We start from the raw sequence: 26,130 nt of genomic DNA on the forward strand, positions 1-26,130 counted from the left end.
AACGCACCATGTTTCTCGGTACTTTACGGCTGATTCTTACTCTCTTAAACTCTCAATTCTGAATTCAAAATTCCGTCACTCATCTATGCGTAGGAGCTTGCGGTAAAACGCCTGTGGAAAATCGGTAGCACGATAACGTTTGTAGTTTTCCATAAGTTCAATTAAATAATTAATAAACTCAAAACTCGCCATCATCAGTTCGTAACTCAGTTCGGCATTCCCATCAAACTGTACTCGACAACGGGTTAAATCTGAAGGTAGAGTAGCAACATTCCAGGAAGCGACAAAAGGGACATGTTCGCTAGCTTCTATTTTTCGGTGTCCCTCCAAAACCCCTTTTTGGTAAAGACTAATGGCAAAAGGTAAAAAATTCCTTTTAGCGCCCTGAACATAAGGTAAGTAAACACTGGCTTGTTGTTGAGTAGCTGGTTGGAGTTGCTCAATAGACATTATTCAATACTCCTCAAGTTAGTTGGCAACTGGCGATAGGCTCTTAGTAGTATTCCCAAAAAATTTGTCTAAGGCACATAGTAAGTAATAGGGAATAGGGCATGGGGCATACAAAGAGGACAAGGGGAAAGGGAAAGGGGTATGGTTCGACAAGCTCACCAACCGGGGAAAAGGGGAAAGATTAAATTTATTCCTTTTCCGTTTTCCCTTTAACCTTTTCCCCTGACCAATGACCTATGCCCAATGCCCCATGCCCTGTTTGCCCAATGCCCCATACTCAATAAATGAAGTTACTGCTAAGAAATATTAAAATTTCGGTTACAATAAGGCTGCGTTAACTTTTATCGAAGTTGGGGGCAATACACTAAAAAATCCCTGCTATAAAGTGGTGGATGCTGTTATTGCTGTTTTTTCCCAGAATAAAGTGCTGCTGCCTTGCGATCGCTTCGCCTAAACTAGAGTTTCCATTGATGAAACTCTATACTCTACAAGCTTCCTGGCCAAGGGGCTATTAAAGGAATCAAGTTTGTGTCTAAGAGTGGCAAATGCGGTTAATACTAAGGTAATTAAACACAGCGGCAATAACAAAAATGGTAGTCCCAGAAGCTGTAGGCTAAGGGATGGCGGGTATTACAGTTTGCCCATTCCGATTAATATCGGGAAAAGTAGTTAGGGATATTTGTCCGTAAAATTACTAACTGTAGACAAATAGTGGTTTTTGAATCAAGCAACACAACCTATGCCAGCGAATTCCTGGCCCGAGAAAGATTCTTATCAAGAGCTCGATCCACTCAACTCCTTGTTGTCTGACCTCTCAGTAGATGAGGAGTCTGTGTTAGAGACAGAATCAGTGTCTCTACCATCCCGGTTTCAAGGTCGTAGACGTAAAGCAGCTCTGGTCTTGACTATCGTCTGGAGTGGCACGATCGCTCTGCATTTAGTTTCTTGGGCATCTATATTCATATTAGGATTGACCGCCGTTTTAGGTCTTCATGCTTTGGTGGTAGTGTTTACTAAACCTCGTCGCTCGCCAAAAGAAATGCAGGGAGATTATCCCTATGTATCTGTTTTAGTGGCTGCGAAAAATGAGGAAGCAGTAATTGGTAAATTAGCCGAAAATCTTTGTAATCTGGACTATCCAGATGGCAAATACGAAGTATGGATAATTGACGATCGCAGCACTGATAATACGCCCCATTTATTAGCAGAACTACAGCATAAATATGACAAATTAAGAGTACTCACGCGCTCAGCAGACGCTAGTGGCGGTAAGTCGGGGGCGTTGAATCAAGTACTACCTCTGACAAAGGGCGAAATCATCGCAGTATTTGATGCTGATGCCCAAGTAACACCAGATTTATTATCACAAGTAATACCTTTATTCCAAAGAGAAAATGTCGGGGCGGTGCAAGTGCGAAAAGCGATCGCCAACGCCAAAGAAAATTTTTGGACTAAGGGTCAAATGGCCGAAATGGCCCTTGATACTTGGTTTCAGCAACAGCGGACAGCCCTTGGTGGGATTGGCGAACTGCGCGGCAATGGTCAATTTGTTAGGCGTTCAGCCCTCTTAAGCTGCGGTGGCTGGAATGAAGAAACTATCACCGATGACTTAGATTTAACAATCCGCTTACATTTGGAAAAATGGGATATTGAGTGTGTTTTCCATCCAGCTGTGCAAGAAGAAGGAGTGACAAAAGCAGTTGCACTCTGGCATCAGCGTAACCGTTGGGCAGAAGGCGGATATCAGCGTTACTTGGATTATTGGGATTTAATTCTCAAAAATCGGATGGGAACCCGCAAAAGCTGGGATTTGCTGATGTTTATGCTGATTATGTATATTTTGCCCACAGCAGCAGTACCTGATTTATTAATGGCGATCGCTCGTCATCGTCCGCTAATATTAAGCCCCATCACAACGTTGTCGGTCAGCATGTCGATGGTGGGCATGTTTACAGGTTTGAGGCGGATACGACAAGATCGAGAATTCTCATTTTCTACGTATTTTACCTTACTACTACAGACTATACGCGGCAGTTTATACATGTTGCATTGGCTAGTAGTAATGAGCAGTACAACCGCCCGCATGTCCATCAGACCAAAGCGTCTGAAATGGGTGAAAACCTTACATACTGGAGTTGGAGAATAGGGCATGGGGCATACTAAGAGGACAAGGGGAAAGGGAAAGGGGTAAGGGGAAAAGGGGAAAGATTAAATTTATTCCTTTTCCCTTTTCCCTTTAACCTTTTCCCCTGCCCAATGCCCAATTTATTCATCATCAACTTCTGATTCTTCTACCCATTCAGGTGTAGCCATTGAATCAGAAAATTCTGTTGAATCATCTGCGAAGCGGATAATTTGACCGTTGAAAAATTCTGCCAAACGTTGAGCTGCGATCGCCACCTCATCCGGTTCCCAATTAGGTGGGGGCGCTTGGGTTGGTGGTGAAGGCAAAGGTTTTACACCATTTCCATTCACCCCATTGCCGTTTCTGGATGCTGACTCAGTTTTTACTGGTGGTGTTGGTGCTGGTTGTGGATTAGCTGGCTGTGGTACTGGTGCTGGAGGCGGAATTTGCCCATTAGAAATGAGAGTAGGTGGTTGCTGAGGGCGAATAGAATCTTGCCGTACAGGAGCTTTTTTGGCTGGGGTAGAGTTTAATGAAGTTCCTTTTTCCAGATTTACCTTAACTTCACGTTGGAAAGTCTGCTGGAAAGCCGTGACAATTACAGGTAGATCGGATTTAACTTTTTCATACCATGCCTGTTTAATGGCAATATGAGCCACTGTCCCATCGAATTCGATGAGTTGACACATTTGACGTAGCAGTTCTCGCCTTGAGATTGGTTGGAAGTTAGCGAGTACCTGCTGCCAAACTTGAGTTAAGTCGTATTGCGGCGTTTCAACAACTTCTGAGGTAGCTGGTTCGCTTTTCTCAGACATTACGGGTTCTGGCGTTGGTAATGAAACCGAGTTATTAACACAATTGTGGTTTATTTGCCCATCATCTGGGGTAGATGATGTCACGGTGTGATTTGGGGCCGCTGGTTGATGATGGTTGGCAGAATTGCGATCTGTTTGCCCATCATCTGGGGTAGATGATGTCACGGTGTGATTTGGGGCAACTGGTTGATGATGGTTGCCAGAATTGCGATTTGTTTGCCCATCATCTGGGATAGATGATGTCACGGTGTGATTTGGGACCGCTGGTTGATGATGGTTGGCAGAATTGCGATTTGTTTGCCTATCATCTGGGGTAGATGATGTCACGGTGTGATTTGGGGCCGCTGGTTGATGATGGTTGGCAGAATTGCGATTTGTTTGCCCATTAGTTAAAGGTAGGGAAGAGACTGAATGATTGTGGGCAACTGCTGGAGAATAGTTTGGAGATATATAAGGTGTATGAACTTGTTGCGGTATTGAGGCTTGTGGTTGAATATTCGTTGCACTGGGTAACAGTCCTAATATTGTTACCTCCAACCACAAACGCGGCTGGGTGCTGTTTTTGATTTGCACTTCAGCTGTTCGCAGGCGTTCTTGTCCTGCCAAAATCATGCTTGTGTGCCAGTTTTGGGCAAACTCTACCAATGCTTTCCAAGTTTGCTGAGTACAAGTAACTAAATCATGGCGATTGGGTGCTGTTTTAGCAATCAATAAATCGCGATAAAAAGCAGCGAGATTTTGCAGAATAGTCAGCGGTTCTCGACCGCGATCTAAAATGTGGTGCGTATATTCAAGAACTGCTTCTGGTTTGTCTTGAGCGATCGCATTTAAAAGCTTTAATAAGTCTTGTTCGCTTACCGTCCCTACCAAATCCCAAACTTTATCAGGCGTCACTTCACCCGTTAATAAAGCCAACTGATCCAGCAAACTTTCGGCATCCCGTAAACCCCCCTGAGAAAGTTGGGCTACTAAAGTTACAGCATCCGGTGAAATATTAATGTTTTCTTTAGAGGCGATCGCACTTAAATGCTTAATCATCGCCTCTAGCTGAATACGTCTAAAATCAAACCGCTGACAACGTGAAATAATTGTCGGTAATACCCGTTGTGGGTCTGTTGTTGCCAATACAAAAACTACGTGCTTTGGCGGTTCTTCTAGTGTTTTTAATAACGCGTTGAATGCCTGATTACTGAGCATATGGCATTCATCAATCACATAAACCTTATAGCGACACTCCACAGGAGCAAACTGAGCTTTTTCAATCAACTCGCGGATATTATCGACACCAGTATTGCTTGCCGCGTCAATTTCAATTACATCTAACGAATAGCCTTTGGTAATTCCCAGACAAACATTACAGACGCCGCAGGGGTCGGCGGTGGGCTTGTCACTTTTGAGACAATTAAGAGATTTAGCCAGAATTCGCGCACTAGAAGTTTTCCCCGTACCTCTAGGCCCGGTGAATAAATAGGCGGGGGCGATTTTGGATGTACCGATCGCATTAGTGAGGGTAGTGGCGATCGCCTCTTGCCCTACCAGTTGAGCAAAACTCTTGGGGCGATACTTGTGGTGCAGGGGTTCGTAAGACATGGAAATATGGACTTCAATGCCTTTTAATGTTGATTAATAGCACCGAGTCGAATTTTGGATTCAATTATTTTAATCTCTTGCACCTGCTTTATTTGTCGATGTTGCCATACCAATTGCACTATATTTAATCTGTAAATTTTGGCACTAAGAGAAGCAAGCCAAGAGAACATATTTTTATGATTTCACCATCGATGCATCCGAATTATAGCATACCATTTAGTACATTTGTTCTAAAAATTGGGCATAGGGCATTGGTTAGGGGAAAAGGTTAAAGGTTAAAGGGAAAAGGAATAAATTTAATCTTTCCCCTTTTCCCCTTGTCCTCTTTGTATGCCCCATACCCCATGCCCAAAAGAATTTTCTTGACGGAAGTAACGCCATAGCGCGATGCGATCGCTACAATCTTAAGGATAAACAACACTCAATGGTGCAGCAGATGTTCAAGCGGCTAGTTCAATGGCTCAAAAAGCTTTTTCGGAGCTTATTTGGTGGAAAACAGACTGCCTCAAAAGCTAGGGGGAATGTGCAAAAACAACCAGCGCCACCTCTAACTGATACGGATCTGGAATTTCTTTTCAACGAACTGTTGCAAGGAGTACATCAAGCACGAGGTGAAGCTTGGGCACGCAAATGGCTGCATAATATTGAACATCGCATTACAACCGAACGCTGGGTCGAGTGGTTGAGACGCTTTGGTGACAAGTTGCTAGCATCGCCTACGCCTAACAATGAAATGGCTGCGCGGTTGGTACAACTGGGTGAGTTGGGCATCGGAGAAATCACAGATGTTGCCTATAATATCGGGATGCAGTTATTAAAACGCAATCAAGGCGAACCAGTTTGGGAATATGAAGGGCCAGATGCTGTGAGTACTACTTTGCCATCTCCGCCAGCCGTCCCAGTATCCCAGGAAGCATATGAAGAAGAAAATTTGCCAGAGGGAGAATATCAAACTGTCACCCTAGAAGAACTATTTGTGATGTTGCAGCAGGATGAAAATTTACGCCATCAGATTGCCCAGCAGTTGGCTGTTGAAACCGACGATCCACAAGTTCTGGTACAGGCATTAATTAGTCAATTATATTCCGGCGGTCAATCGACTACAGAGCAAACAGAAAATTAATCACCAAGCGCTTCTCTAGGATAGGCTGCGCCAACGCGCAGGCAAGAGGGTTGAGACAACAAGCAATAGTAATGAATCCTGTCCTTTCTGGAATTAAAGAGCAACTAAATTTTTGGATTTTCCACCTACAAGTGACACCGATTCACTAAAATAATGAGACAGATGCAAACCCTGAAAGCCTTACTAATTCTTGGTTTCTTAATTTTGAATTTTGTTAGCGCAGCGTTAGCGAGTCCGCGAGCGTCATTTTTAATTTTGAATTGGTATGACAGGGTATGTAGCTTGCTTCTGTCCATGAGTAGCGAAATAATCTAAAATTTAAAATTGCCACGGTCAACAGAACTCGCTGCATTGCCTACATTCTTGCAACTGTATTCTTCAGGAAAACTGACACGGTGGTATCAGGGCTGCAAAACTCTAGAGTTGAGTTTTGGAATTGTAGCGTTATAATACTATATTCTTGACCTTTTGTGTATTTTTTGCTAGCCTGCCACAGAATCATTGTACGGATATAATGGGTTTTCACGTAATTCATGACTTTTTTAACACAACGATGGCTACAATCTAGAAAAACAAAATCCAAGAGTGTGGCAGATGCTCAGGCGGATATCTCAGTCGCTTAAAAGGTTTTTAAAACGCCTCATTGCAACTAAGCAGACTCGTTCTTTCAAGGGTGCAAGAGGACACAATCTGGTAGAAATTCTACCGGAACTAACCGATGCTGATTTGGAACAATTGTTTATTCAATTGTTAGAAGGTGTGGATCGAGGACGAGGACGCCAGTGGGCATTGAGGTATCTGCAACGAATCGAAAATCGCATTCCGGCTGAACGCTGGGTAGATTGGTTGGTGACGTTTGGCGAAAGCTTGCTAGCTTCACCCACACCGAATCCGCAGTTAGCAATACAGATGGTACAGCTGCGAGAACTTGGTATCGGCACAATTGGAGATGTTGCCTATGAGATTGGCATACGGCTGATGCAAAACTTACCCACAGAAATAGAAGATGAGGACAATCAGGCAGAAAATCTAGTCGAATTGACTCCTGGCCAAGAACTGATCCGCGACTTAGGGGAACAGTTATGGGAGTACGATGAGCCAGATGTCACACAAAATACTCCCGATCGAGAACCGATCCTCGACTTAGGGGAACGGTTATGGGAGTACGATGAGCCAGATGTCACAGAAAATACAAATGATGAGGAAATTATCGTAACTTCGCCGGGACAAGACTTAATCCGTAATTTAGGCGAAGAGTTATGGGAGTATGATGGCCCGGATACCCAACCAGTAACGCCAGTACCTGAAAATGCTTTTGTCGAACAAGTATCGGCCGAGGATTTAGAGGAAGTGGTATTGGAGTATCAAGTAGAAGACACCCAAAGCGCAATATCTGAAAATCTCCCTCTCCCCCCAGCAAAAGATTCGATCGCTACATTAACTCAGCTCAGGTGGGACGATGAAGAGGAAGATACTCAAACTAAAACAGCAGCAAATCTGGTTCCTCCTAAGCAAAAGAGTGAATTAGCATTAACTGGCTCAGAACAAACCTGGGATAGCACTTTAGCGAATTTAGAGCCAAATGTGGCAAATACCTTAGATGAGTTATGGGTGAGGTTGGATCAAAGTAGCAATTTAGTGCAGCAACTTGCTTCTAATTTGGCAGTTCAAAGCAGCACTTCTTCAAGTATTATTGAGCGCTATGGCAACGATCCTATTAACCAAGCTCAAGCTTGGTTTTATCAAGGTCTTCAACAAGCGAAAACAGGCGATTTGTCAGGCGCGATCGCATCTTACGACCAAGCCATTGAACTGCAACCGGAATTTTGGGAATATTGGTTTAATCGGGGCTTGACGCTGTTTCATTTAGAACGTTATGAAGAAGCGATCGCAGCTTATGAAACAGCCATCCAACTCAAACCCGACTTTTACAAAGCTTGGTATTATCGGGGTGGAACTCTAGGAGAACTAGGATACTTTGAAGAAGCGATCGCTTCCTTTGATAAAGCTTTAGAAATCAAGCCAGACTACCAGGAAGCTTGGTCTAGTAAAGGTTTAGCACTGCTGAAGTTAGGCTGGCTACGGGAAGCAATTTCTAGTTACGACCAAGCAATTGAACTACAACCACAAGACCAAGAAAATTGGTATCACCGAGGCATAGCACTAGCCGTAGGCGAACAATTTGAAGAAGCGATTACATCTTACGACAGGGCCCTAGAAATTGACCCAGACTACCACGAAGTGTGGATAGACCGGGGTGTAGTGTTGTTTAACTTAGGACGGTGGTCAGATGCGATCGCTTCTTGGGACAAAGCACTTTCAGTTCAAGCCGACTTTTATTTAGCTTGGTACAACCGGGGTGTGGCGTTAGATAACTTAGGACACCGCGAAGAAGCCATCACTTCTTATCGGCAAGCGATCGCCATTAAACCCGACTTCCACTTAGCCTGGTATAATCAAGCAGTAGCATTGTTTTATTTAGAACAATTTACCGAAGCGGTCGTTTGTTATGACAACGCTTTGCAAATTAAACAAGATTACTGGGAAGCTTGGATTGGTAGGGGAACCGCCGTCGGTAATTTAGTGGATGCTGATTTGTTGCGGAATTTGTCGAGTAGTATTACAGCAACAAATTCCACCTTACAACAGGTAGGCTACGAAGGTAAATTAGCAACCTATGAAGAAGGGTTAAAGCATCTGCGTACAGATACTCACCCAGAAGGTTGGGGTAGATTGCATGTAGCGATCGGTAATACTTATTACGATCGAGGTAAAGAACAGCCTAATCCCCGCGATTATTGGCGTAAAGCTGCATCCGAGTACCATCAAGCGCTGTTAACCCTCACCTTAGAATATTTTCCCCTGTTGCATTTAGAAGTTTTGCAATCCCTAAGCAAAGTGCTGATGGGTTTGGGACAAACAACACAACTTCAAGAATTACTGCAACGAGGTAGAGATTTATTGCAACAATTACTCAATGAAGAAACTCGTTCAGAAGAAAGTAAAAAACAATTAGCTTTGAAATTTGTAGGCTTCGATCAACTGGCAGTTGATTTAGCTGTTGATTACGGTGATGTGGTAGAAGCCTGGGAAATTGCCGAACAAGGTAAAAATGCTTGTTTAAATTGGCTGCTTTTTGGCTGGGATGATAATATTTATTCGCCTCATTATGGTGCAATTCAAAAATTATTTAATCCTACAACAGCAATTATTTACTGGCATATTAGTCCGGTAGCCCTACAAACTTTCATTCTCAAAGACCAAGCGCCATCACCGATTCTACTGTTTACACCCATTCAAGATGTTGGGGCGATCGCTTTAGGAGAAGAGACCATTCGTCTTAATGAATTGCCCCTACCCGAAGCAGTACGACGCTTGATTGAATTTGAAAATTGGCTAGAAGATTGGCATCAACAATACCAAGAATATCGCATCACAGCCCAAGATAAAGAAAGTAAAACTCAGCATCCTTGGCGAGTGGATATGGAACAAAAGCTGTTGCAGCTTTATGAAATTTTGAATATTTCCACAATTGCTCAAGAACTTGAAGGCATCACCCAACTGATTTTAATTCCTCACCGCGATTTGTACAGATTGCCTATTCATACCCTTTTTCATATATCTTCTCAATCAGAGGAAAATTTACCAAATATCGAGTCAAATTTCACCGTTACTTATTTGCCTAGCGCCCAAATAGGTTTATCAATAAAAAATCAAGATATATTGCCGTGGCAAAATCAGTTATTACTCAGTGTTGAATATCCTGAAAGTGCAGGTTATCCCGCACTAAAATTTGCCAAGCTGGAATCAGAAATTGTCAGCGAAATATTTGTTAATAACCAGCGAATTCAGGGCGCACAGGCTACTAAAGATATTGTCGAAAATGCATTACTTGATAACTACAATATTTTTCATTTTACTGGTTATGCCACTAATAATTTAAGCGAACCGAAAAAATCAGAATTGGCATTAGCAGGTGAAGATAAATTCACTTTAGAAGAGATTTGTCAACACAATTTAGCAAGTTATAACCTTGTTACTCTGTCTGCCTGTGAAAATGCCACTACCAGCACGTACATCACCAGTAGCGAATATGTGACTTTAGTTAATGGTTTTTTAAATCAAGGCGTTCCTCATGTCGTAAGTACTCTCTGGACTGTAGAGTCTTCCGCTAGCGCTTTGGTAATCATAGAATTTTACCGAAGATTACAACCCGATAAATCAGCAGTTACAGCCTTAGCTGAAGCAACACTATGGCTCAAAGAACTAACTGCTGGAGAACTGACAAAATGGTATGAAGATATACTTAATAATTTGCATCCTGAGGAAGTACGAATTAGAGCCTATTTAGCAACACAATTATATAGGAATAGCAAGATGACATCAGATAAAAAACTTTATAATCATCCTTACTATTGGGCAGCATTCACGATTACAGGGAAGCCGAATTAGAAGGGATTGGGCATTGGGCATTGGGCAAGTAGGAAGTGTGGGAGGGGTGGGAGGTGTGGGAGGATAGGGAAGAAATCTTTCCCCCCACACTCCCCACACTCCCCACACTTCTCTATCTCTCCATCTCCCCAGTCCCTAAATTGAATACGCTCCTGGTTGTCCGTTTTGGACTACAAAGGAAGCTAGGGTTTTGACAGAAGCATTTAAATCCACGATGCTGGATACAACTCGGTAGTCACTTTGCCAAGTTTGTGGGGTAAGCTGGCAGCGAACATATCCCCGGAAAGCACCATCAAAGAACTTAGTATGAGGATTATTCGGTAGGGCAGCTTTAACTGGAGCGATAAATCCTGTGGGAAAATCAGAGGTAATTGAGGTTCCTACGAACTCAGTGCCTACTGTTGGTGATTTTGGATTACTAAAATCCAGCTTTAGGTCGTGTACCCAACTAGAATGGATGTCTCCGGTAATTACCACTGGATTGGAGGGTTTGCGCTGGTTGAGAAAATTTAAAAGCCGATTACGTGCAGCCACATAGCCGTCCCACTGATCTACATTGAACACGCCAGCATCGGGATTGCTATTAAAATTGTACTCTGCCAACATAGTCTGTTGAGCGATCGCATTCCAACGCGATCGCGATTTGTCTAAGCCCTTTAGTAACCACTGCTCTTGTTCTGAGCCAGTCATCGTCGCATTGGTATCAAAAGCTTGGGGACAACGTGGTTTGAGTCCATCGTCGCAAGGTTGGTCAGTGCGATACTGTCTGGTGTCTAATACGTTGAACTCAACTAAATTACCGAAAGTGAACCGCCGATAAAGCTGCGCGTTTGGGCCTTTGGGCAATGAAGACTGACGCAGAGGCATGTGTTCGTAATAAGCCTGGTAAGCATTGGCTCGCCGTTTCTTAAAAGCTTCTTGGGTTTGGTTGTCTTCAGGAATTAAATTGGCGTAGTTGTTATCAACTTCATGGTCGTCCCAAGTGACAATCCAAGGAAAAGCAGCATGAGCAGCTTGAAGATTTGGGTCAGTTTTATACAAGGCGTGGCGATTGCGGTAGTCGGCAAGAGTTATAATTTCCGGGCTGTTATGCTGGCGTGGGCCGCCAGGTTGTGGCCCGTATTCGTAAATATAATCACCGAGATGAACCACAAGGTCGAGGTTTTCCTCAGCTAAATACCGATAAGCCGTATAGTAGCCATTTTGCCAGTCTTGGCAAGAAACAAAAGCAAAATTTAGTTGTGAGATATAGTCATAAGATGCTGGTGCTGTGCGAGTCCGCCCAATGGGGCTAACTTCTCTACCCGCTTGAAATTGATACCAGTACCAACGGTCAGGGTCTAGTCCACGGACATCAACATGTACTGAGTGTGCTAACTCTGGTGTAGCTAGCACTGTTCCTCGACGCACTACCTGTCTCATCTTTTGATCAAGGGCAACTTGCCACCGCACTGGCACATTTACGAAAGGCATCCCGCCTCCATTGAGAGGATTAGGAGCCAGCCTCGTCCAAATCACAACCCCATCCGGTAAAGGATCGCCAGAAGCCACACCAAGACTGAACGGATAACCAGAAAACCTAGAATTAGCGAGTACCGGATGCCATTGGCTAGCTACTGTTAACCCCGTTAATAATCCTGCACCCAGCAAAAAACTCCGCCGTCTGCACCGATTTGCCAGCAGGGTATCGCAATCCATAAATTCCATATTCACCTTTACTCAGATCTAGATACGGTTGGCGAATTTGTTGAAGTTGAGATGCCAAAAGTATAAGCAATGACTTGATTTGGCTTCTCTCCCACTTGCTGCTCAACCAAACACAAGAAACCTACCAACCCAGGATCAAGCGGAAATTAAGATTATGTTAAGTTTAAAATTCTATTGGGGCATAGGGCATTGAGTATGGGGAAAGGGAAAGGGGTAAGGGGAAAAGACTGAATTTATTCCTTTTCCCTTTAACCTTTAACCTTTTCCCCTGCCTCCTTATCCCCATGCCCCATGCTAAAACCTGCCATTCCCCTGAACGATGTGCTTAACGGTGGTCAAGGTTTCCAGGCTGATAAATCCGCGGCGATGACCTTTTTGGTTAGACATACCGAGAAATACTGAATCTCCCCTTGAGGGGTTGCGAGAAAAACGCGGGGAACTGTTGATGTAGGTGGAAGCGCTGTTAACTCCTAAAGCAAACTGCCGACTTTCTTGGTAGGATTCAGTCACGATACAGTCGGCATGGCCGCTGCTGTATTGATTAATCCAAGCGATCGCAGCTTCTAAGCTATCCACCAGTTTAAAAGCTACTGTCCTAGTTAAATAAGGGTTTCCCCATTCGTTTTCCTTCACCAATTGCAATTGGGGAAAGGCTTCTACTAGTTCTGCGTCGCCTTTTATTTCAAAGCCTTTTTCCATTAAGCTGTTCCACAGAACTGCTAAGGATGATGGCAGGGCTTGACGATGAATCAGCACTTTTTCAATGGCATTGACTGGATCTGGTTCGCTTTGATGGCTATCAAGAATCATCCAGCGCACCATCTCCAAGCTGGCATTTAGCGACCAGTAGAGATAAGAATTACCCATTGCTGATTTTAAGACTGGGCAAGTTGACTGTCTTACCACCTGCTGCACCAGGCTGGAACGTCCGTAGGGAATCACTAAATTCACATACTCGTCTTGGGTGACTAAATCCCTAATTGAAGCGCCATGTTCGGCTGCGATTAGTTCTAGGCAGCCCATTGGTAAACCAACTTCGGCGAGTGCAGTTTGCAGTACTGAAGCAATGGCCTCGTTAGAATGGCTGGCTTCAGTACTGCCTTTGAGAATGATACTATTACCAGTTTTGATACAAAAACCCGCTGCGATCGCCCCTAAATCGGGAAATGCTTCATAAATAAACCCAATCGTTCCTAAGGGCATTAACTGGGAGTAACTTTGGGAATCTTCCAATTGGTAATCAGCATTCCTGACGCGCCGCAGCGGATCTGATAGTTCCCCCAACCGTTGTAAAATGTCCACGGTCGTCTCTAGCCTGGTGGGGGTCAGCTTTAGCCAGTCTAATATCAACTCTGGCACTGCCATTTCCCGACTGGCTTCTAAATCCAAGGTATTGGCTTCCAGAATGTCGTCAAATGAGCGCTCAAGCGCCCGTGCCATCGCCAATACCGCACGGCTGCGGTCTGCTCCCTTGGTGATCCCCAATTTTAGGGAAGCTTGATACGCTCGTTGAGCAATACTAATTGGTTCGGGGCGTTCGTCCAAAACTTCAACAGTCATTGAGTTAACGTCTGTAAGTAAGCCAGACCATCAGTGCTGGCAGGATAGCCAACAGCACCGCTACCATTGCCCAAGCAATAATGCTGGAACTATTTGCCAATCGCAGTGCTAATGGCAGCCATATAATCACTAGCACGAAAATAATGCCAAGTGCTATAGGCAGATAGCTTTCTCCCAAACGAGGATGGACAACGTGCCAACTATTTCCCATCCAACGCCAAGCTCGCTTGTAAGGATAGGTGGTAGAAAGCTGTTCTAGGACATGACCATTATCTTCCACTACAAAGATTTGCTGACAGCGATCGCAACCAAATGCTTCTGTCAACGTAATCGGAATTAACTGACCCCGCCGACGACAGGGACAGGGGTATTCAGTATTGAAGTCTATCTTTTCTGGTTTTTGAGATTGCACAAGCGTTCTAATAACTTGAGCGTGTTTTTCATAAATGCTGGGAATAAGATCCCGTGGTAAATGCCTTGAGGGCTTCTCTCTTTATACTTTATATAAGTTGGCTGGCAAAACAAATGTCGCCATAATTGCAAAAGTAGATGCACCCAACTCTAAGTAGCCTAATTGCCTTAAAATCGAGGATTATCTGTTTGCAGTCTTTCCTCATAGCTAGCAATCTTGTTTAAAAATCTCATTCTTTCCATCTGTCGCTTTAAACGTAATGTGGTCGCGTTTACGGGCATTCATTGTGCTGACACACCTAGTATGATTTTAACCCTACGTAGCTACCACTCCTAAAACAAATCGTTTGGGAACGCTACGCTGATAAACAACACCCTAATAATAAACCCTCATTTTTCTTGGGGTCACTATATATTTAGTATGCAGTTATCAAATTTATATCGGGATCGCCCCCAATTTTTACTCCTTGCAATTGACAAGCATTTTCAGAGCGTCAATTGCCAAAACACCCATTACTGTGTGACCATTTTTCTGTAGTACATACACTAGCTTTTAGTAACGTGTATGCTTTCCCTGCCAGTAGCCCTTGCCTCCTTGCACAAAAGACGTTTACTAGTTCAAGCCTAGACCTCAGGATTCGCCTACTTTCTATAGGGGAATAGGTATTAATTTAGAAGCTGTGTCTTGCGGGAGATTACAGTGTTCTGCTGTAAGCTTCAGTGTGGTCTTTAGCTTTTTTCTTTTCCGCTTCGACAAGTTTGCTGACTCTCGCTACTTTCGTCTGCCAAATAGCGGTTTACACTACTACTAGAGTACCACGGAGATAAGCAAAAACTCAACTCTCGTCGCTGTTTCATCAATCGTAGGTCAACGCAGTTCGCAATTCGCAATTATAATGAGTGGGGGTTCTACTTGTTACTTAATTACCAATTAAACAATTAAGAGATTTCTTGTTTTTAATTTGCGTTAGCCCATTGCGTAGCTTGCTTCCTGCTTTGGGGGTACTAGAAGTTGAAAATTGTTTTGGTCAACGTTAGTCGAAAAAGGTTTTGTTTTTGCTGGTCATAGCACAACATCCAAGTAAGCTATATTTCACGTCGTTAACTTTGGGAGTCAGACAGCAAGCCTGTTTGCAGACAGGCTTGCAATAAAAAAAGTCTTAGAATCTTTGACTCTAAGACCTTTTTCGGAAGCGGGTAACGCGATTCGAACGCGCGACATTCACCTTGGCAAGGTGACGCTCTACCACTGAGCTATACCCGCAATCATCAACCAAATATAAATATCTCAGATTTATTCTGAATTGTCAACCCCTTAATATTAATTATTGGGCATAGGGCATGGGGCATGGGGTATGGAGGCAGGGGAGGCAGGGGAGATGATGGAGTGTGGGGGGATAGGGAAGTGCTTTCTGGGGCAGGTTTTTTTGATTAGACAAATTTTTGGGATTTTAAAACCAAAATCATTGTCTGAAAACTTAAAACTACGTTCAATAATTGAGAACATTCTCAACTATTTATCGAAAGCCTAAAAACCTGCCCTTAAAAGCTTCCCTCTCCTCCCACACCTCCCACCCCTCCCACACTTCCTGCTTGCCCAATGCCCTGTTTGCCCAATGCCCCATGCCCTATTACTAACTTAGTTCTTCTGACTCTACTGTTAAATTGCCGACGCTGGCATTTGGAAAAGAAGGTGGCAAAGACTGGGTATTGAGAGGATATGGTTCTGCTAGGTTAGAACGCAGTTGCCGCATCAGACTAGCCATTTCTATGGCATTCAAGGCGTAATCCCAACCATGATTGCCTTTGATGCCTGCCCGTTCTAAGGCTTGCTGCATAGTGTCTACAGTCAAAATTCCAAAAATAACTGGCACTCCAGTTTGAAAACTAGCGGCGGCAATACCTTTAGAAACCTCCGCAGACACGTAATCAAAATGGGGTGTTTGCCCTCGAATCACTGCCCCAAGACAAATTACAGCATCGTAACGATGGGAAAGTGCTAGTTGACGAGCTACTAAAGGGACTTCAAAACTTCCCGGTACCCAAACGTAGTCTACCTGATTCCCGTGGGGGTTGGGGTCTACGCCGTGGCGTTTTAAGCAATCTTGACATCCCTCAAGCAGCTTTCCGGTAACCAGGTCATTGAATCGACCAATCACCACTGCAAAACGCAAAGGTTCCGTTTGAGTAAAAGTTCCCTCAAAAACTGCCATGACTGCCTCTTAATCAACTATACTTCTGGCCAATATACATTTCTTATTTAAATCTAGAGGAGCAGGAAAGCAGAGTCAAAAATAAGGAAAATAGAAAAAATTTCTGCTTTTTTCCTTAACCTTTGACCTTGGCTTTTCTGCCCCTCTAATTTTTATATTAGGTGTCTGCGCCAGAGCGAAGCCGTTGCCTAGACGACAAAAAAGTTTAACAAACCAACTAAAAATACCAAAGCAATCCAGACACCAGAACCAAGCCAAAGGAGCTTTTTAGATTCAACCCAATTTTGAGGAGTGGCGTAAGCAACAGGAACACCAACAACTAGAACAAAGGACAACAAGACTAGGCTAATTAAAGCAAATTGGAATATTATGGTCATTTTTGCTTCTCCCACTACAGCTAAATACTAAAGATAGAATATCGTAAAGGGCGACACCAACACTTTCTTCTTATTTTTAAGCTACCAGAAATTACAACACTTTAGTCATTGGTCATTAGTCATTGGTCATTGGTCATTGGTCATTTGTCATTTGTTATGACTCTTAATGCCCAATGCCAGATGCCAGATGCCCGATGCCCGATGCCCAATGCCCAATGCCTCTTGACTATGGATTTAATTCTTTGCCACACAACAGCTGATTTTGACGCACTAGGAGCAGCGGTAGGACTAACGCGCTTACTACCAGGAAGCAAGATTGTGCTGACTGGCGGCTCTCACCCTCCTGTACGGGATTTTTTAGCGTTGCATCGGGATGAATATCCCTTAATTGAGCGCCGTTCGGTGAATGCAGAAAAAATTCGTTTGCTGACTGTGGTGGATACGCAACAGCGCGATCGCCTGGGGAAAGCTGCCGAATGGTTAGATTTACCTAATGTCTCAGAGATTATACTGTATGACCATCACTTGGGCCAAGAATCGGATATTCCCGCCACGCGATCGCATATTTCTTCAGTAGGAGCTACGACAACTTTAATTGTCGAGCAATTGCAACAACAGCAAATCTCCCTGACTCCTGCCGAAGCTACTGTGATGGCTTTAGGTATCCATGTTGACACAGGCTCCTTGACCTTTGACCAGTCTACACCAAGGGATGCTTTAGCTTTGGCTTGGTTGATGCAACAAGGTGCTAGTTTATCAGTAATTTCCACATACCGCGATCCGGGATTGTCTTTGCAATTGCAGCAGCTATTAACTAAAGCGCTGGAAAATTTAGAATATATCTGTCTGCGCGGATATACAGTTGGCTGGGTAACTTTAAATACAGATAATTTTGTGCCTGGTTTATCGAGTCTGGCTTCAGAACTCCTGGAATTAACTGAAATTGATGCCATCCTGTTGGCTAATGAATATCCTTTGGGTGATGGTGATTCAAGGTTAACAGTAATTGGGCGATCGCAAATTCCTAAAACAAATCTCAATTTATTATTCCAACTCTACGGTGGTGGCGGTCACTCTCAAGCTGCATCGCTGAACTTAAGAGGAGTAGATTCACAAGCGACATTACAGCAGATCCTCAATACGTTAAAAGCCCAAATTCCGCATCCGCCGATTGCCAGAGATTTGATGTCTTCTCCTGTCCGGACTATTTTGCCCGAAACCACAATTGCCGAAGCCCAACGTATTCTATTACGCTATGGACACTCTGGTTTATCTGTAGTCGATACCCAAAAGCAATTGGTGGGTATTATTTCGCGGCGAGATCTCGATATTGCCCTGCATCACGGATTTAGCCATGCCCCAGTTAAAGGCTACATGACCACGAATCTGAAAACGATTACACCAGACACGACACTGCCACAAATTGAAGCGCTGATGGTAACTTATGATATCGGGCGCTTGCCAGTATTAGAAAACGGGCAATTAGTTGGTATTGTTACCCGTACTGATGTATTGCGCGAATTACATGAAGACGACACAGGGACGCGGGAACACGGCGAAGTAGGTACTAGTTTACCGTTTGCATCAGAGCGTCTTAACCTCTCGGTATCATCTTCACTTGCTCCTCAACTGTGGCAATTACTGAATACAGCATCGCAAGAAGCAGAAAAACGTGGTTGGCATCTTTATCTTGTTGGGGGTGCGGTACGGGACTTGCTGTTAGCTGATGCAGCAGGCAACTTGATGATTAAAGATATTGACCTTGTAGTTGATGGCTTTCATAAATCAGCAGATGTTGGCGCTGGTGTGGAATTAGCAAAAGCACTCCAACAACTTTACCCTACGGCTCGTTTAGAAATTCATGGGGCTTTTCAAACTGCGGCTTTGCTGTGGCACAAAGACGCGGAATTAGATTCTCTATGGGTGGATATTGCTACCGCTAGGACAGAATTTTATCCTTATCCAGCAGCTAATCCAGAAGTTGAGGCAAGTTCTATTCGTCAAGATTTATATCGTCGAGACTTTACCATTAACGCCCTAGCTTTGCGCCTAACTTCTCCCCGTGCTGGTGAATTACTCGATTTCTTTGGTGGTTTACTGGATTTACAAGCTAAGCAAATTCGGGTTTTACACGCCAACAGCTTTATCGAAGATCCCACCCGCATTTATCGCGGCGTGCGCTTTGCCGTGCGCTTCGGTTTTGAAATTGAACCACAAACACAAGAGTTTATCCGCTATGCCATCAACAGTGGTGTTTACGATCGCACTGCTCAAGAGAATAGCAAAACTCCAGCTCTCCAAACTCGACTGAAAACAGAATTAAAACACATTTTAGAAGCCCCTTACTGGAAATCAGCTTTACAGTTACTCGATAACTTAGGGGCATTGCAATGCATCCATCCTACCCTGAAGCTAGATGCATTACTCCTGCGGCAATTACGCTTGTTAGAACGCTGTTTGCAGCGATTTGACCCCCAACAAACCCTGATTCACTGGGAAATGCGGTTAGAAACAATAATCGCCCACTTAGAACCACAATATAGGGTAAAAGTGGCAAAAAATCTGCAATTACAAGAGGATGGCATTAAACGCTTACAGAATTTAGCTCAGGCTGAAGCCGAAGTTATGAAATCTTTACCTGCCTGTCAACGCCCTAGTCAAGTCGTTCAATTTCTCCGCCAGTACGACTTACCAATGCTAGTTTTAATCGCTTTACAAACCCAGCGAGTAATCAGGCAGAAAATATGGCATTACCTGACTGTTTTGGCTAACATTAGCCCGATTTTAAATGGTAATGACTTAAAAAAATTAGGCTATAAACCAGGGGCACAATATCGACAAATCTTAGATGATTTACTTGCTGCAACTTTAGACGGAACGATTAAAAATAAAGCAGAAGCAGAGAAGTTTTTAACTCAGTCTTATCCTCGCTAACTGATATTGCAATTAGGTAATATTATGCAAATTCAAACATCAAAAAAACACTACACTCCCGAAGAATATCTACAACTGGAGGAGAAATCAGAATTCAAAAATGAATATCTAGATGGAGAAATTATTCCAATAGCTGGTGGTACAACTAATCACAATGAGATCGCCTTGAATTTTTGTACAAATTTCAAAATAAAAATGCGAGGTAAAAATTACAAAATCTACATGGGTGATGTCAAATTGTGGATACCGCCTTATCGTATCTATACTTATCCTGATGTTATGGTTATTCAGGGAGAACCAATATATGAAGGAACTGGTACTACCAAAGTGACAAATCCTTTAATGATTGTGTAAATTCTGTCGAACTTGACAGAAACTCACTATAGAACTAATAAATTTAGATTTTATCGTTCTATTCCGACATTCCAAGAATATATTATAATTAATCAATACGAATACATTGTTGAGGAGTTTAATAAAAATATTGAAGGCCAATGGGTATTGACTGAATATGAGTCAGTAGATGCCTTATTATCACTAGAATCAATAGATTTTCAAATTTGCTTGAGCGATATTTATGAGGGAATTAATTTGGAAATAGAAGAATAATTAATGCGATCGCAGTACTTGAAATTGGATATTAGTTTACATTGAACTTTTGTAATTTGACTGTAAAACTGTATTTATAGTTAGCACTTATAATTATTAAAACTTTATTAAAGTATGACACGGATAAATTGCACAATCACTCATCAGGTTTGTTAAATGTTAACGGTCAACCGTCAACCTTCAACATAACCTGAAAAAACGTACAAGTTAAATGCGTAATATCTTAAATTGTATCTGGGTCGATATTTAATTCTCGTAATTTAGCTGCCAAACGTTCTGCTTTCTCTTCTGCTTGAGCAGCAACTTCTTGGGCTTGAGCAGCAACTTCCTCAGGTATCGGTACTAACTGTCCATCAGATGTGAATAAACGTAAGAATTGCTGATGAATGCCTAAATATAAACCTAATTGTTCGCTCCATAAATATCCTTGTTCGTTTGCTTGTAGAGGTTGATATTTTGCATCTACTAAATTAAATCCCGCAAATTCCAATGTATATGGGTCAAACCAAAAATAATTTGGTGTCCGAAAATTATCTTGATAAATTTGTTTTTTTAAACCTTTGTCTGTTTTCGCTGTTGATTCTGACAAAATTTCTAAAATTACATTCGGATATTTGCCATATTCTTCCCACACTACCCAACTTTTCCGGGCTTTCCGTTCCGTTCCTAACACTACAAATAAATCTGGTCCGCGAAAGTATTCTGATTTTTTTTGGTGTGGACTGTAGTAGATAGTTAGGTTTCCCGCTGCATAAAAATCATTTCTGTCTTGCCACAACCATTCAAGGGATTGTAAAAGTAAGATAATTTGTCGTAGATGCAGCTCGCTTTCCAAGGGAGGCTCATCACTCCATAAATCGCTGGGAGGAAATATTACATCTTTTGAGATGTCTGGTTGAGATTCTAGTTCTTGAGCAATGGTCATAGAATCAATCTGGCATCAATTAGTTTTGCCTTTATTTTAACAGCGCTGTAAATCACTATCTGTAGCTGAGACTTCTACCAATTTTTAATTAGGAATTAGTAGAAGTGCTATTGTTTATGAATTTGCCAGTTGTCGGAAGCGTTCTTGAATTTCTTGAATCGAAAATAGCGCCTCAAACTTTAACCCTGCTGATTGGTACAATTCTCCTCCACCTTGGTGTCTGTCTACCAGTGCAATTACTTGATTAACTGTATAACCTGCCGCTTGAAGACGCTCAACTGCTTTGAGAGCAGATTGCCCAGTTGTGACGACATCCTCCAAAACCACTATCTTTGCACCTTCTGGTAAAGTTGGGCCTTCTATATAAGCTCTCGTGCCATAACCCTTGGCTTCCTTGCGAATAATCAGCGCTGGTATCGGGCGATTTTCATAAACGGAAACCACGCTCACTGCTGTGACAAGCGGGTCGGCACCCATTGTTAAACCTGCTACAGCCTGCGTATCTTCAGGTAGTAAAGGAAACACTAACCGTGCGACTGCCAAAATTCCTTGGGGGTGCAGTGTTACCTGCATTTTATTGACGTAATAAGAACTATGTAGCCCAGAAGCAAGAACGAAGTCACCCTCTTGATAAGCTACTTGAGCAAATAAATCTAATAGCTTCTGGCGCAAGTGAGTCAAATCAGGGGTAGTTGCCCAAATATTGGATTCAGTAAGAGTTTCAGTAGGATACGTCATTACAAAACATTGAAAGTTGTGCTACACCAAAGGTTGAACTGATAACAGTTCTGAAATTAAGCATAAATTAAGATTCGCCACAAATTTGAGGAGTAAGGAACGTGGGTATCAAATTAAAAACCTTTGGTGGTTTATTAATACTGCTTGCTGCTAGTATTGCTTTTCCCTCTGTTGTAGCCGCCCAAACAGAAACACCCAAAAGTCAAACCACAAGTGATGTGTTTGAAGGGGCATTTTTTCGACACGATCGCAATTTTTATGAAAACGGCACTCTCAAGCGTCAGCTAGACTCGTTTTTGGGAGCCGGCGCGAGTTTTGGTGGTTCCTTCCCAGAAAATGAAATCGCCCGTGATGGTGAATTGGTTAATGCTCTATATCACGATGTCCTGACTCAGCAAGCAGGCAACGATCCCTATATTCGCACTCCTGATTTACCAAATCCCTATGACACATCCCTAATGATGTCTCCTCGCTTAAATGCCAACAAGCTTAGAGTCGGAACTGAATTCAAGTTTTAAACTTTACCACCTCGTAGGAAAGGCAGAGGGGCAGAGGGCAGGGGAAAAGGTTAAAGGGAAAAGGTAATAAATTTAATCTTTCGCCTTACCCCTTTCCCCATGCCCCATTTCTTTTTTGATAATTTAGTGCGCCCTGCTGGAATCGAACCAGCCTGAAGACGAATTATGAGTTCGTTGCCTCCCCAATCGGCCAAAGGCGCTTATTCTAGTTTGTTTTAGGGTTGCTATAACGCAATTACTTATAACCCTAAGTCAAGTTTATTTGCTAATTTTAGAGTGAGGTATACTACCTTACGTACTTAATTTTAGCAAACTCCCCTATTTTAGCACAAATTTAGTGCCTGTGAATACTCGACAATAGTTTGCCAGATTTTTATACTACATAATCTAATCATGAAATAGTGCAAACTAATATTGATTAAGTTCCTTTAAGGATTGAGGTATCAAGCTTCATTATTCTTAAAAAACCAGCATTGATTGTGCATTAGCTTGTCAGCAATGAAAATAAATTCTACTGTACTTCTTACTTTGATTTTGTTAATCCTGATGTTAGGAGCGGGTTCTGTAAGCGCGTTTTTGGGGTTTGAACTAGGAAGTTCAGCACTCAAAGGCGTTAGCACACCAGATGGGCGTCCTACGACTAAATTTGCCAGCAGTAAAGGAAATAACTCCCAACAGGGAGCAGTAGCGCTATTAAAAGAAGAAGAAATTCTGAAAATTGTCAAGGCTCGAATTGAGGGTAAAACTAAGGCTGCGAAATCGGAAAAGCTAGAGGAAGATGATGAAGAAACCAATAGCAGCAAGCAGAAGCCTGAAGAAAAACCTCCACAAGTAGTTGAGGAAAAGCCCCAGCCAGGTTTTCCAGTGGTTGCCCAGAGTGAAGGTGTAACTATGTCTGTGCAATCTGCCCGCTACTCTGGTGGAGATCTACTCTTGAAAGTAAAAATGCAGAATAAAGGTAAGGATTCTGTGCGTTTCTTGTATAGTTTTTTAGATGTTACTGATGATAAAGGACGAACTCTGAGCGCTAGTACAGAAGGTTTGCCAACAGAATTGCCTGCCAATGGCCCAACATTTTCGGGTACGGTGAGCATTCCCACGGCTTTACTCGATGATGTCAAAAAAATATCACTGGCTTTGACTGATTATCCTGCTCAAGAATTAAAGCTAGAGGCATTGAATATTCCTGTAGAAAGGTAAGGGTATTGGGGACTGGGGATTAGGGACTGGGTACTGGGAAAGAATTTTTTAATCCCTCATCCCCAATACCGAATACCAAGTCCTCAGTCTCCCTAAATAGAGGGCGTGAATTTTACACAAGCTTTGGCGGTGAGTGGTTTTCCTAATTTAATTTGGACGGAGGCAGGGCTGCGATTGTTGTCAGTTTTACTGCTGATTGCCATAAATGCCTTTTTTGTAACGGCAGAATTTTCGATGGTGAGCGTGCGGCGATCGCGTATTCACCAGCTAGTTAAGGCTGGGGATGTTCCAGCCAGAGCTGTGGAGATGCTACAACGCAGTATTGACCGACTGCTATCTACTACCCAGTTAGGCATCACTCTCTCTAGTTTGGCTCTGGGATGGATTGGAGAAAGTACGATTGTCGTCCTGGTAAAAGCGTGGTTAAAATCCTGGCCTCTACCCAGTGGAATGACTAACTTCATCGCCCATTCTTTATCGATTCCGATCGCGTTTTTCTTAATTGCTTATTTGCAAATTGTTTTAGGCGAATTATGTCCTAAATCATTAGCGATGCTGTATTCAGAACAGCTAGCTAGATTTTTAGGGCCTTCAGTAAAAGCGATCGTGCGTTTTTTTGGCCCCTTTATTTGGATTCTCAACCAATCAACTCGTTGGTTATTGAGAATTTTTGGCATTGAATATACAGGTCAAGGTTGGAGGCCGCCTGTAACTCCCGAAGAATTGCAAGTGATTATCTCTACAGAATGGGGGTCTACTGGTTTACAGCGTGCGGAGCGAGAACTACTCAATAATGTTTTTGAGTTTGGAGATGTGATGGCTCAAGCTGTAATGATTCCCCGCACCAGTATTGTAGCGTTGCCAAAAGATGCTACTTTCCAGGCATTACTCAAGGAAATGGCTGCTACTGGTTACTCCCGCTATCCCTTGATTGGTGAATCTTTGGATGATGTTCGCGGCATTGTTTATTTTAAAGATTTGGCACAACCTTTAGCTGTAGGCAAGCTAACTTTAGAAACACAAATCCAACCTTGGATGCGTCCGGCTCGGTTTGTTCCAGAACACACGCCCTTGAGCGAACTTTTGCCGATGATGCAGCAAGAAAAACCAGCTATGGTAATGGTGGTTAATGAATTTGGCGGTACTGTGGGATTGGTGACCATCAAAGATGTCATTGCCGAAATCATTGGCGACGCCAGCGAACCTGAAAACAACGATGATTTGTTAATCCAGATGTTAGACGAGGATAAATTTCTGGTACAGGCACAAATCAACCTCGAAGATCTGAATGAGGTTTTGCATCTCGATTTACCTTTGACAAGAGAATACCAGACACTGGGAGGCTTTTTGCTGTATCAGTTACAGAAAATTCCTGCTAAAGGCGAAACCTTCCATTATCAAAATCTAGAATTTACCGTAGTGTCAGTCATCGGCCCGCGTCTGCATCAAATTCAACTGCGACGGTTAGAAGAGTTAGGAGTTGAGAGTTGAGAGTTAGGAGTAAGGAGTTAGGAGTTAGGAGTTGAGACTTTATTCACAATTCACGCATTATGTGGATTAGATGCTAAAACCCTTGGTTTATCGTTGTAGAGACGTTCCACTGCAACGTCTCTACAGGGGGCACAATCCTTGATATTTCATTGATTTGGATAATTCACATTAGGCGTAATTCATAACTCCTCACTCCTCACTCCTCACTTAAAAACTATAAGCCACTGGATCGACGAGTCCCAATTCGGCAAACGCCGCTAGCCGCAAACGACAAGAATCACAGACACCGCAGGCGACATCACCACCGGCATAGCAAGACCAAGTTAACTCCCAAGGAACTCCCAATTGGTTGCCAAGTTGAATGATTTCGGTTTTTTTCAGGTTAATCAAAGGTGCAACAATGTTAATTGATTGTCCTTCACGCCCTTGTTTAGTTCCCAGGCGAAAAACTTCTTGCATAGCTTGGATATAATCGGGGCGGCAATCAGGATATCCTGAGTAATCTAAAGCGTTGACGCCGATATAGACACGCTCAGCTGCGATCGCTTCAGCGTAACTCAAAGCAAAGCTTAAAAAGATCGTATTACGAGCCGGAACATAGGTAACAGGAATATTTTGAGCCATTTCATCCAGAGAACGCTCCTCTGGTAAATCAATAGCGTCATCGGTAAGCGCCGAACCACCCCACTGCCGTAAGTCAAAATTAACCACCTGATGTTTTATTACCCCAGCTTTTTGACCCACAACCACGGCTGACTCTAACTCTCGTCGGTGTCGCTGTTGGTAATCAAAAGAAATGGCATAACATTCACAGCCATCCATTTTAGCTTTGTACAAAATTGTGGAAGAGTCCAATCCTCCAGATAATAGAATTACAGCTTTCATCTCGGTT

Annotated in this window: 17 protein-coding genes, 2 tRNA genes and 1 pseudogene; 8 read left to right on the plus strand and 12 right to left on the minus strand. The window is 43.0% G+C overall.

Going from position 1 to position 26,130, the window contains the following annotated elements:
* Positions 1-75: 75 nt before the first annotated feature.
* Positions 76-450: a type IV pilus biogenesis protein EbsA gene (ebsA, locus tag NSTC745_RS33545; protein ID WP_445634885.1), complete on the minus strand. Its 375-nt coding sequence runs from the start codon at positions 448-450 to the stop codon at positions 76-78.
* A 739-nt stretch (positions 451-1,189) separates the two neighbouring features.
* Between ebsA and NSTC745_RS33550 the strand changes: the two genes are divergently transcribed.
* Complete coding sequence (locus tag NSTC745_RS33550) at positions 1,190-2,596, plus strand: glycosyltransferase (protein ID WP_445634886.1); 1,407 nt, start codon at positions 1,190-1,192, stop codon at positions 2,594-2,596.
* Between the two features lie 119 nt (positions 2,597-2,715).
* Here the strand turns inward: NSTC745_RS33550 and NSTC745_RS33555 are convergent, their stop codons facing one another.
* On the minus strand, positions 2,716-4,980 hold the full coding sequence (locus NSTC745_RS33555) for a DNA polymerase III subunit gamma/tau (RefSeq protein WP_445634887.1): 2,265 nt from the start codon (positions 4,978-4,980) through the stop codon (positions 2,716-2,718).
* 436 nt (positions 4,981-5,416) lie between these two features.
* On the opposite strand from NSTC745_RS33555, the gene NSTC745_RS33560 reads away from it, so the two are divergent.
* A complete protein-coding gene (locus NSTC745_RS33560; protein ID WP_445634888.1) occupies positions 5,417-6,103 on the plus strand; it encodes a hypothetical protein in 687 nt (228 codons plus the stop codon).
* Between the two features lie 594 nt (positions 6,104-6,697).
* Positions 6,698-10,555, plus strand: a complete 3,858-nt coding sequence (locus NSTC745_RS33565) for a CHAT domain-containing protein (RefSeq protein WP_445634889.1) — start codon at positions 6,698-6,700, stop codon at positions 10,553-10,555.
* A 135-nt stretch (positions 10,556-10,690) separates the two neighbouring features.
* On the opposite strand, the gene NSTC745_RS33570 is transcribed toward NSTC745_RS33565, so the two are convergent.
* From NSTC745_RS33570 to psbZ, 6 genes are all read right to left on the minus strand, one after another.
* Positions 10,691-12,262 carry an alkaline phosphatase D family protein gene (locus NSTC745_RS33570; RefSeq protein WP_445634890.1) on the minus strand — a complete coding sequence of 524 codons (1,572 nt, stop codon included), beginning with the start codon at positions 12,260-12,262 and terminating at the stop codon, positions 10,691-10,693.
* Between the two features lie 294 nt (positions 12,263-12,556).
* Positions 12,557-13,822, minus strand: a complete 1,266-nt coding sequence (locus tag NSTC745_RS33575) for a glutamate-5-semialdehyde dehydrogenase (RefSeq protein WP_445634891.1) — start codon at positions 13,820-13,822, stop codon at positions 12,557-12,559.
* A gap of 4 nt (positions 13,823-13,826) precedes the next feature.
* Complete coding sequence (locus tag NSTC745_RS33580; RefSeq protein ID WP_069072751.1) at positions 13,827-14,234, minus strand: hypothetical protein; 408 nt, start codon at positions 14,232-14,234, stop codon at positions 13,827-13,829.
* Between the two features lie 1,191 nt (positions 14,235-15,425).
* Positions 15,426-15,497, minus strand: a tRNA-Gly gene (locus NSTC745_RS33585).
* Positions 15,498-15,867: 370 nt separating this feature from the next.
* Positions 15,868-16,446: a 6,7-dimethyl-8-ribityllumazine synthase gene (ribH, locus tag NSTC745_RS33590; RefSeq protein ID WP_445634892.1), complete on the minus strand. Its 579-nt coding sequence runs from the start codon at positions 16,444-16,446 to the stop codon at positions 15,868-15,870.
* Between the two features lie 188 nt (positions 16,447-16,634).
* The gene (psbZ, locus tag NSTC745_RS33595) at positions 16,635-16,823 is read right to left on the minus strand and encodes a photosystem II reaction center protein PsbZ (RefSeq protein ID WP_096537631.1); all 189 of its coding nucleotides are present in this window, start codon (positions 16,821-16,823) and stop codon (positions 16,635-16,637) included.
* A 228-nt stretch (positions 16,824-17,051) separates the two neighbouring features.
* On the opposite strand from psbZ, the gene NSTC745_RS33600 reads away from it, so the two are divergent.
* The gene (locus NSTC745_RS33600) at positions 17,052-19,757 is read left to right on the plus strand and encodes a CBS domain-containing protein (protein ID WP_445638748.1); all 2,706 of its coding nucleotides are present in this window, start codon (positions 17,052-17,054) and stop codon (positions 19,755-19,757) included.
* A 24-nt stretch (positions 19,758-19,781) separates the two neighbouring features.
* Positions 19,782-20,366, plus strand: a pseudogene (locus tag NSTC745_RS33605) (Uma2 family endonuclease).
* Between the two features lie 223 nt (positions 20,367-20,589).
* Here NSTC745_RS33605 and NSTC745_RS33610 read toward each other — a convergent pair.
* Both NSTC745_RS33610 and pyrE read right to left on the minus strand, forming a co-directional pair.
* A complete protein-coding gene (locus NSTC745_RS33610; RefSeq protein ID WP_445634893.1) occupies positions 20,590-21,291 on the minus strand; it encodes a Uma2 family endonuclease in 702 nt (233 codons plus the stop codon).
* Between the two features lie 114 nt (positions 21,292-21,405).
* Entirely contained in the window at positions 21,406-22,029 is a 624-nt protein-coding gene (pyrE, locus tag NSTC745_RS33615) for an orotate phosphoribosyltransferase (protein ID WP_445634894.1), read from the minus strand.
* Between the two features lie 101 nt (positions 22,030-22,130).
* Between pyrE and NSTC745_RS33620 the strand changes: the two genes are divergently transcribed.
* Positions 22,131-22,547 (plus strand): hypothetical protein, encoded by a 417-nt coding sequence (locus NSTC745_RS33620; RefSeq protein WP_445634895.1) that lies wholly within the window; start codon positions 22,131-22,133, stop codon positions 22,545-22,547.
* 127 nt (positions 22,548-22,674) lie between these two features.
* On the opposite strand, the gene NSTC745_RS33625 is transcribed toward NSTC745_RS33620, so the two are convergent.
* Positions 22,675-22,747: transfer RNA gene (locus NSTC745_RS33625), tRNA-Ile, on the minus strand.
* A 298-nt stretch (positions 22,748-23,045) separates the two neighbouring features.
* Here NSTC745_RS33625 and NSTC745_RS33630 point away from each other — a divergent pair.
* Both NSTC745_RS33630 and NSTC745_RS33635 read left to right on the plus strand, forming a co-directional pair.
* Positions 23,046-23,747, plus strand: coding sequence for a hypothetical protein (locus NSTC745_RS33630; protein ID WP_096537625.1), 702 nt, complete (start codon positions 23,046-23,048; stop codon positions 23,745-23,747).
* Positions 23,748-23,852: 105 nt separating this feature from the next.
* Positions 23,853-25,238: a hemolysin family protein gene (locus NSTC745_RS33635; RefSeq protein ID WP_445634896.1), complete on the plus strand. Its 1,386-nt coding sequence runs from the start codon at positions 23,853-23,855 to the stop codon at positions 25,236-25,238.
* A gap of 207 nt (positions 25,239-25,445) precedes the next feature.
* On the opposite strand, the gene queC is transcribed toward NSTC745_RS33635, so the two are convergent.
* Entirely contained in the window at positions 25,446-26,123 is a 678-nt protein-coding gene (gene queC, locus NSTC745_RS33640; protein ID WP_445634897.1) for a 7-cyano-7-deazaguanine synthase QueC, read from the minus strand.
* Positions 26,124-26,130 lie beyond the last annotated feature (7 nt).

The organism is Nostoc sp. DSM 114161 (genome assembly GCF_052692665.1).

What these genes read in the sequence shown, in the direction of transcription:
- NSTC745_RS33610 (WP_445634893.1), bottom strand. Translation starts at nt 21,291, where the DNA reads ATGACCATTGCTCAAGAACTAGAATCTCAACCAGACATCTCAAAAGAT.
- NSTC745_RS33555 (WP_445634887.1), bottom strand. Translation starts at nt 4,980, where the DNA reads ATGTCTTACGAACCCCTGCACCACAAGTATCGCCCCAAGAGTTTTGCT.
- NSTC745_RS33570 (WP_445634890.1), bottom strand. Translation starts at nt 12,262, where the DNA reads ATGGAATTTATGGATTGCGATACCCTGCTGGCAAATCGGTGCAGACGG.
- NSTC745_RS33560 (WP_445634888.1), top strand. Translation starts at nt 5,417, where the DNA reads ATGTTCAAGCGGCTAGTTCAATGGCTCAAAAAGCTTTTTCGGAGCTTA.
- NSTC745_RS33630 (WP_096537625.1), top strand. Translation starts at nt 23,046, where the DNA reads ATGAAAATAAATTCTACTGTACTTCTTACTTTGATTTTGTTAATCCTG.
- ebsA (WP_445634885.1), bottom strand. Translation starts at nt 450, where the DNA reads ATGTCTATTGAGCAACTCCAACCAGCTACTCAACAACAAGCCAGTGTT.
- NSTC745_RS33565 (WP_445634889.1), top strand. Translation starts at nt 6,698, where the DNA reads ATGCTCAGGCGGATATCTCAGTCGCTTAAAAGGTTTTTAAAACGCCTC.
- NSTC745_RS33550 (WP_445634886.1), top strand. Translation starts at nt 1,190, where the DNA reads ATGCCAGCGAATTCCTGGCCCGAGAAAGATTCTTATCAAGAGCTCGAT.
- NSTC745_RS33600 (WP_445638748.1), top strand. Translation starts at nt 17,052, where the DNA reads ATGGATTTAATTCTTTGCCACACAACAGCTGATTTTGACGCACTAGGA.
- queC (WP_445634897.1), bottom strand. Translation starts at nt 26,123, where the DNA reads ATGAAAGCTGTAATTCTATTATCTGGAGGATTGGACTCTTCCACAATT.
- NSTC745_RS33575 (WP_445634891.1), bottom strand. Translation starts at nt 13,822, where the DNA reads ATGACTGTTGAAGTTTTGGACGAACGCCCCGAACCAATTAGTATTGCT.
- ribH (WP_445634892.1), bottom strand. Translation starts at nt 16,446, where the DNA reads ATGGCAGTTTTTGAGGGAACTTTTACTCAAACGGAACCTTTGCGTTTT.
- psbZ (WP_096537631.1), bottom strand. Translation starts at nt 16,823, where the DNA reads ATGACCATAATATTCCAATTTGCTTTAATTAGCCTAGTCTTGTTGTCC.
- pyrE (WP_445634894.1), bottom strand. Translation starts at nt 22,029, where the DNA reads ATGACGTATCCTACTGAAACTCTTACTGAATCCAATATTTGGGCAACT.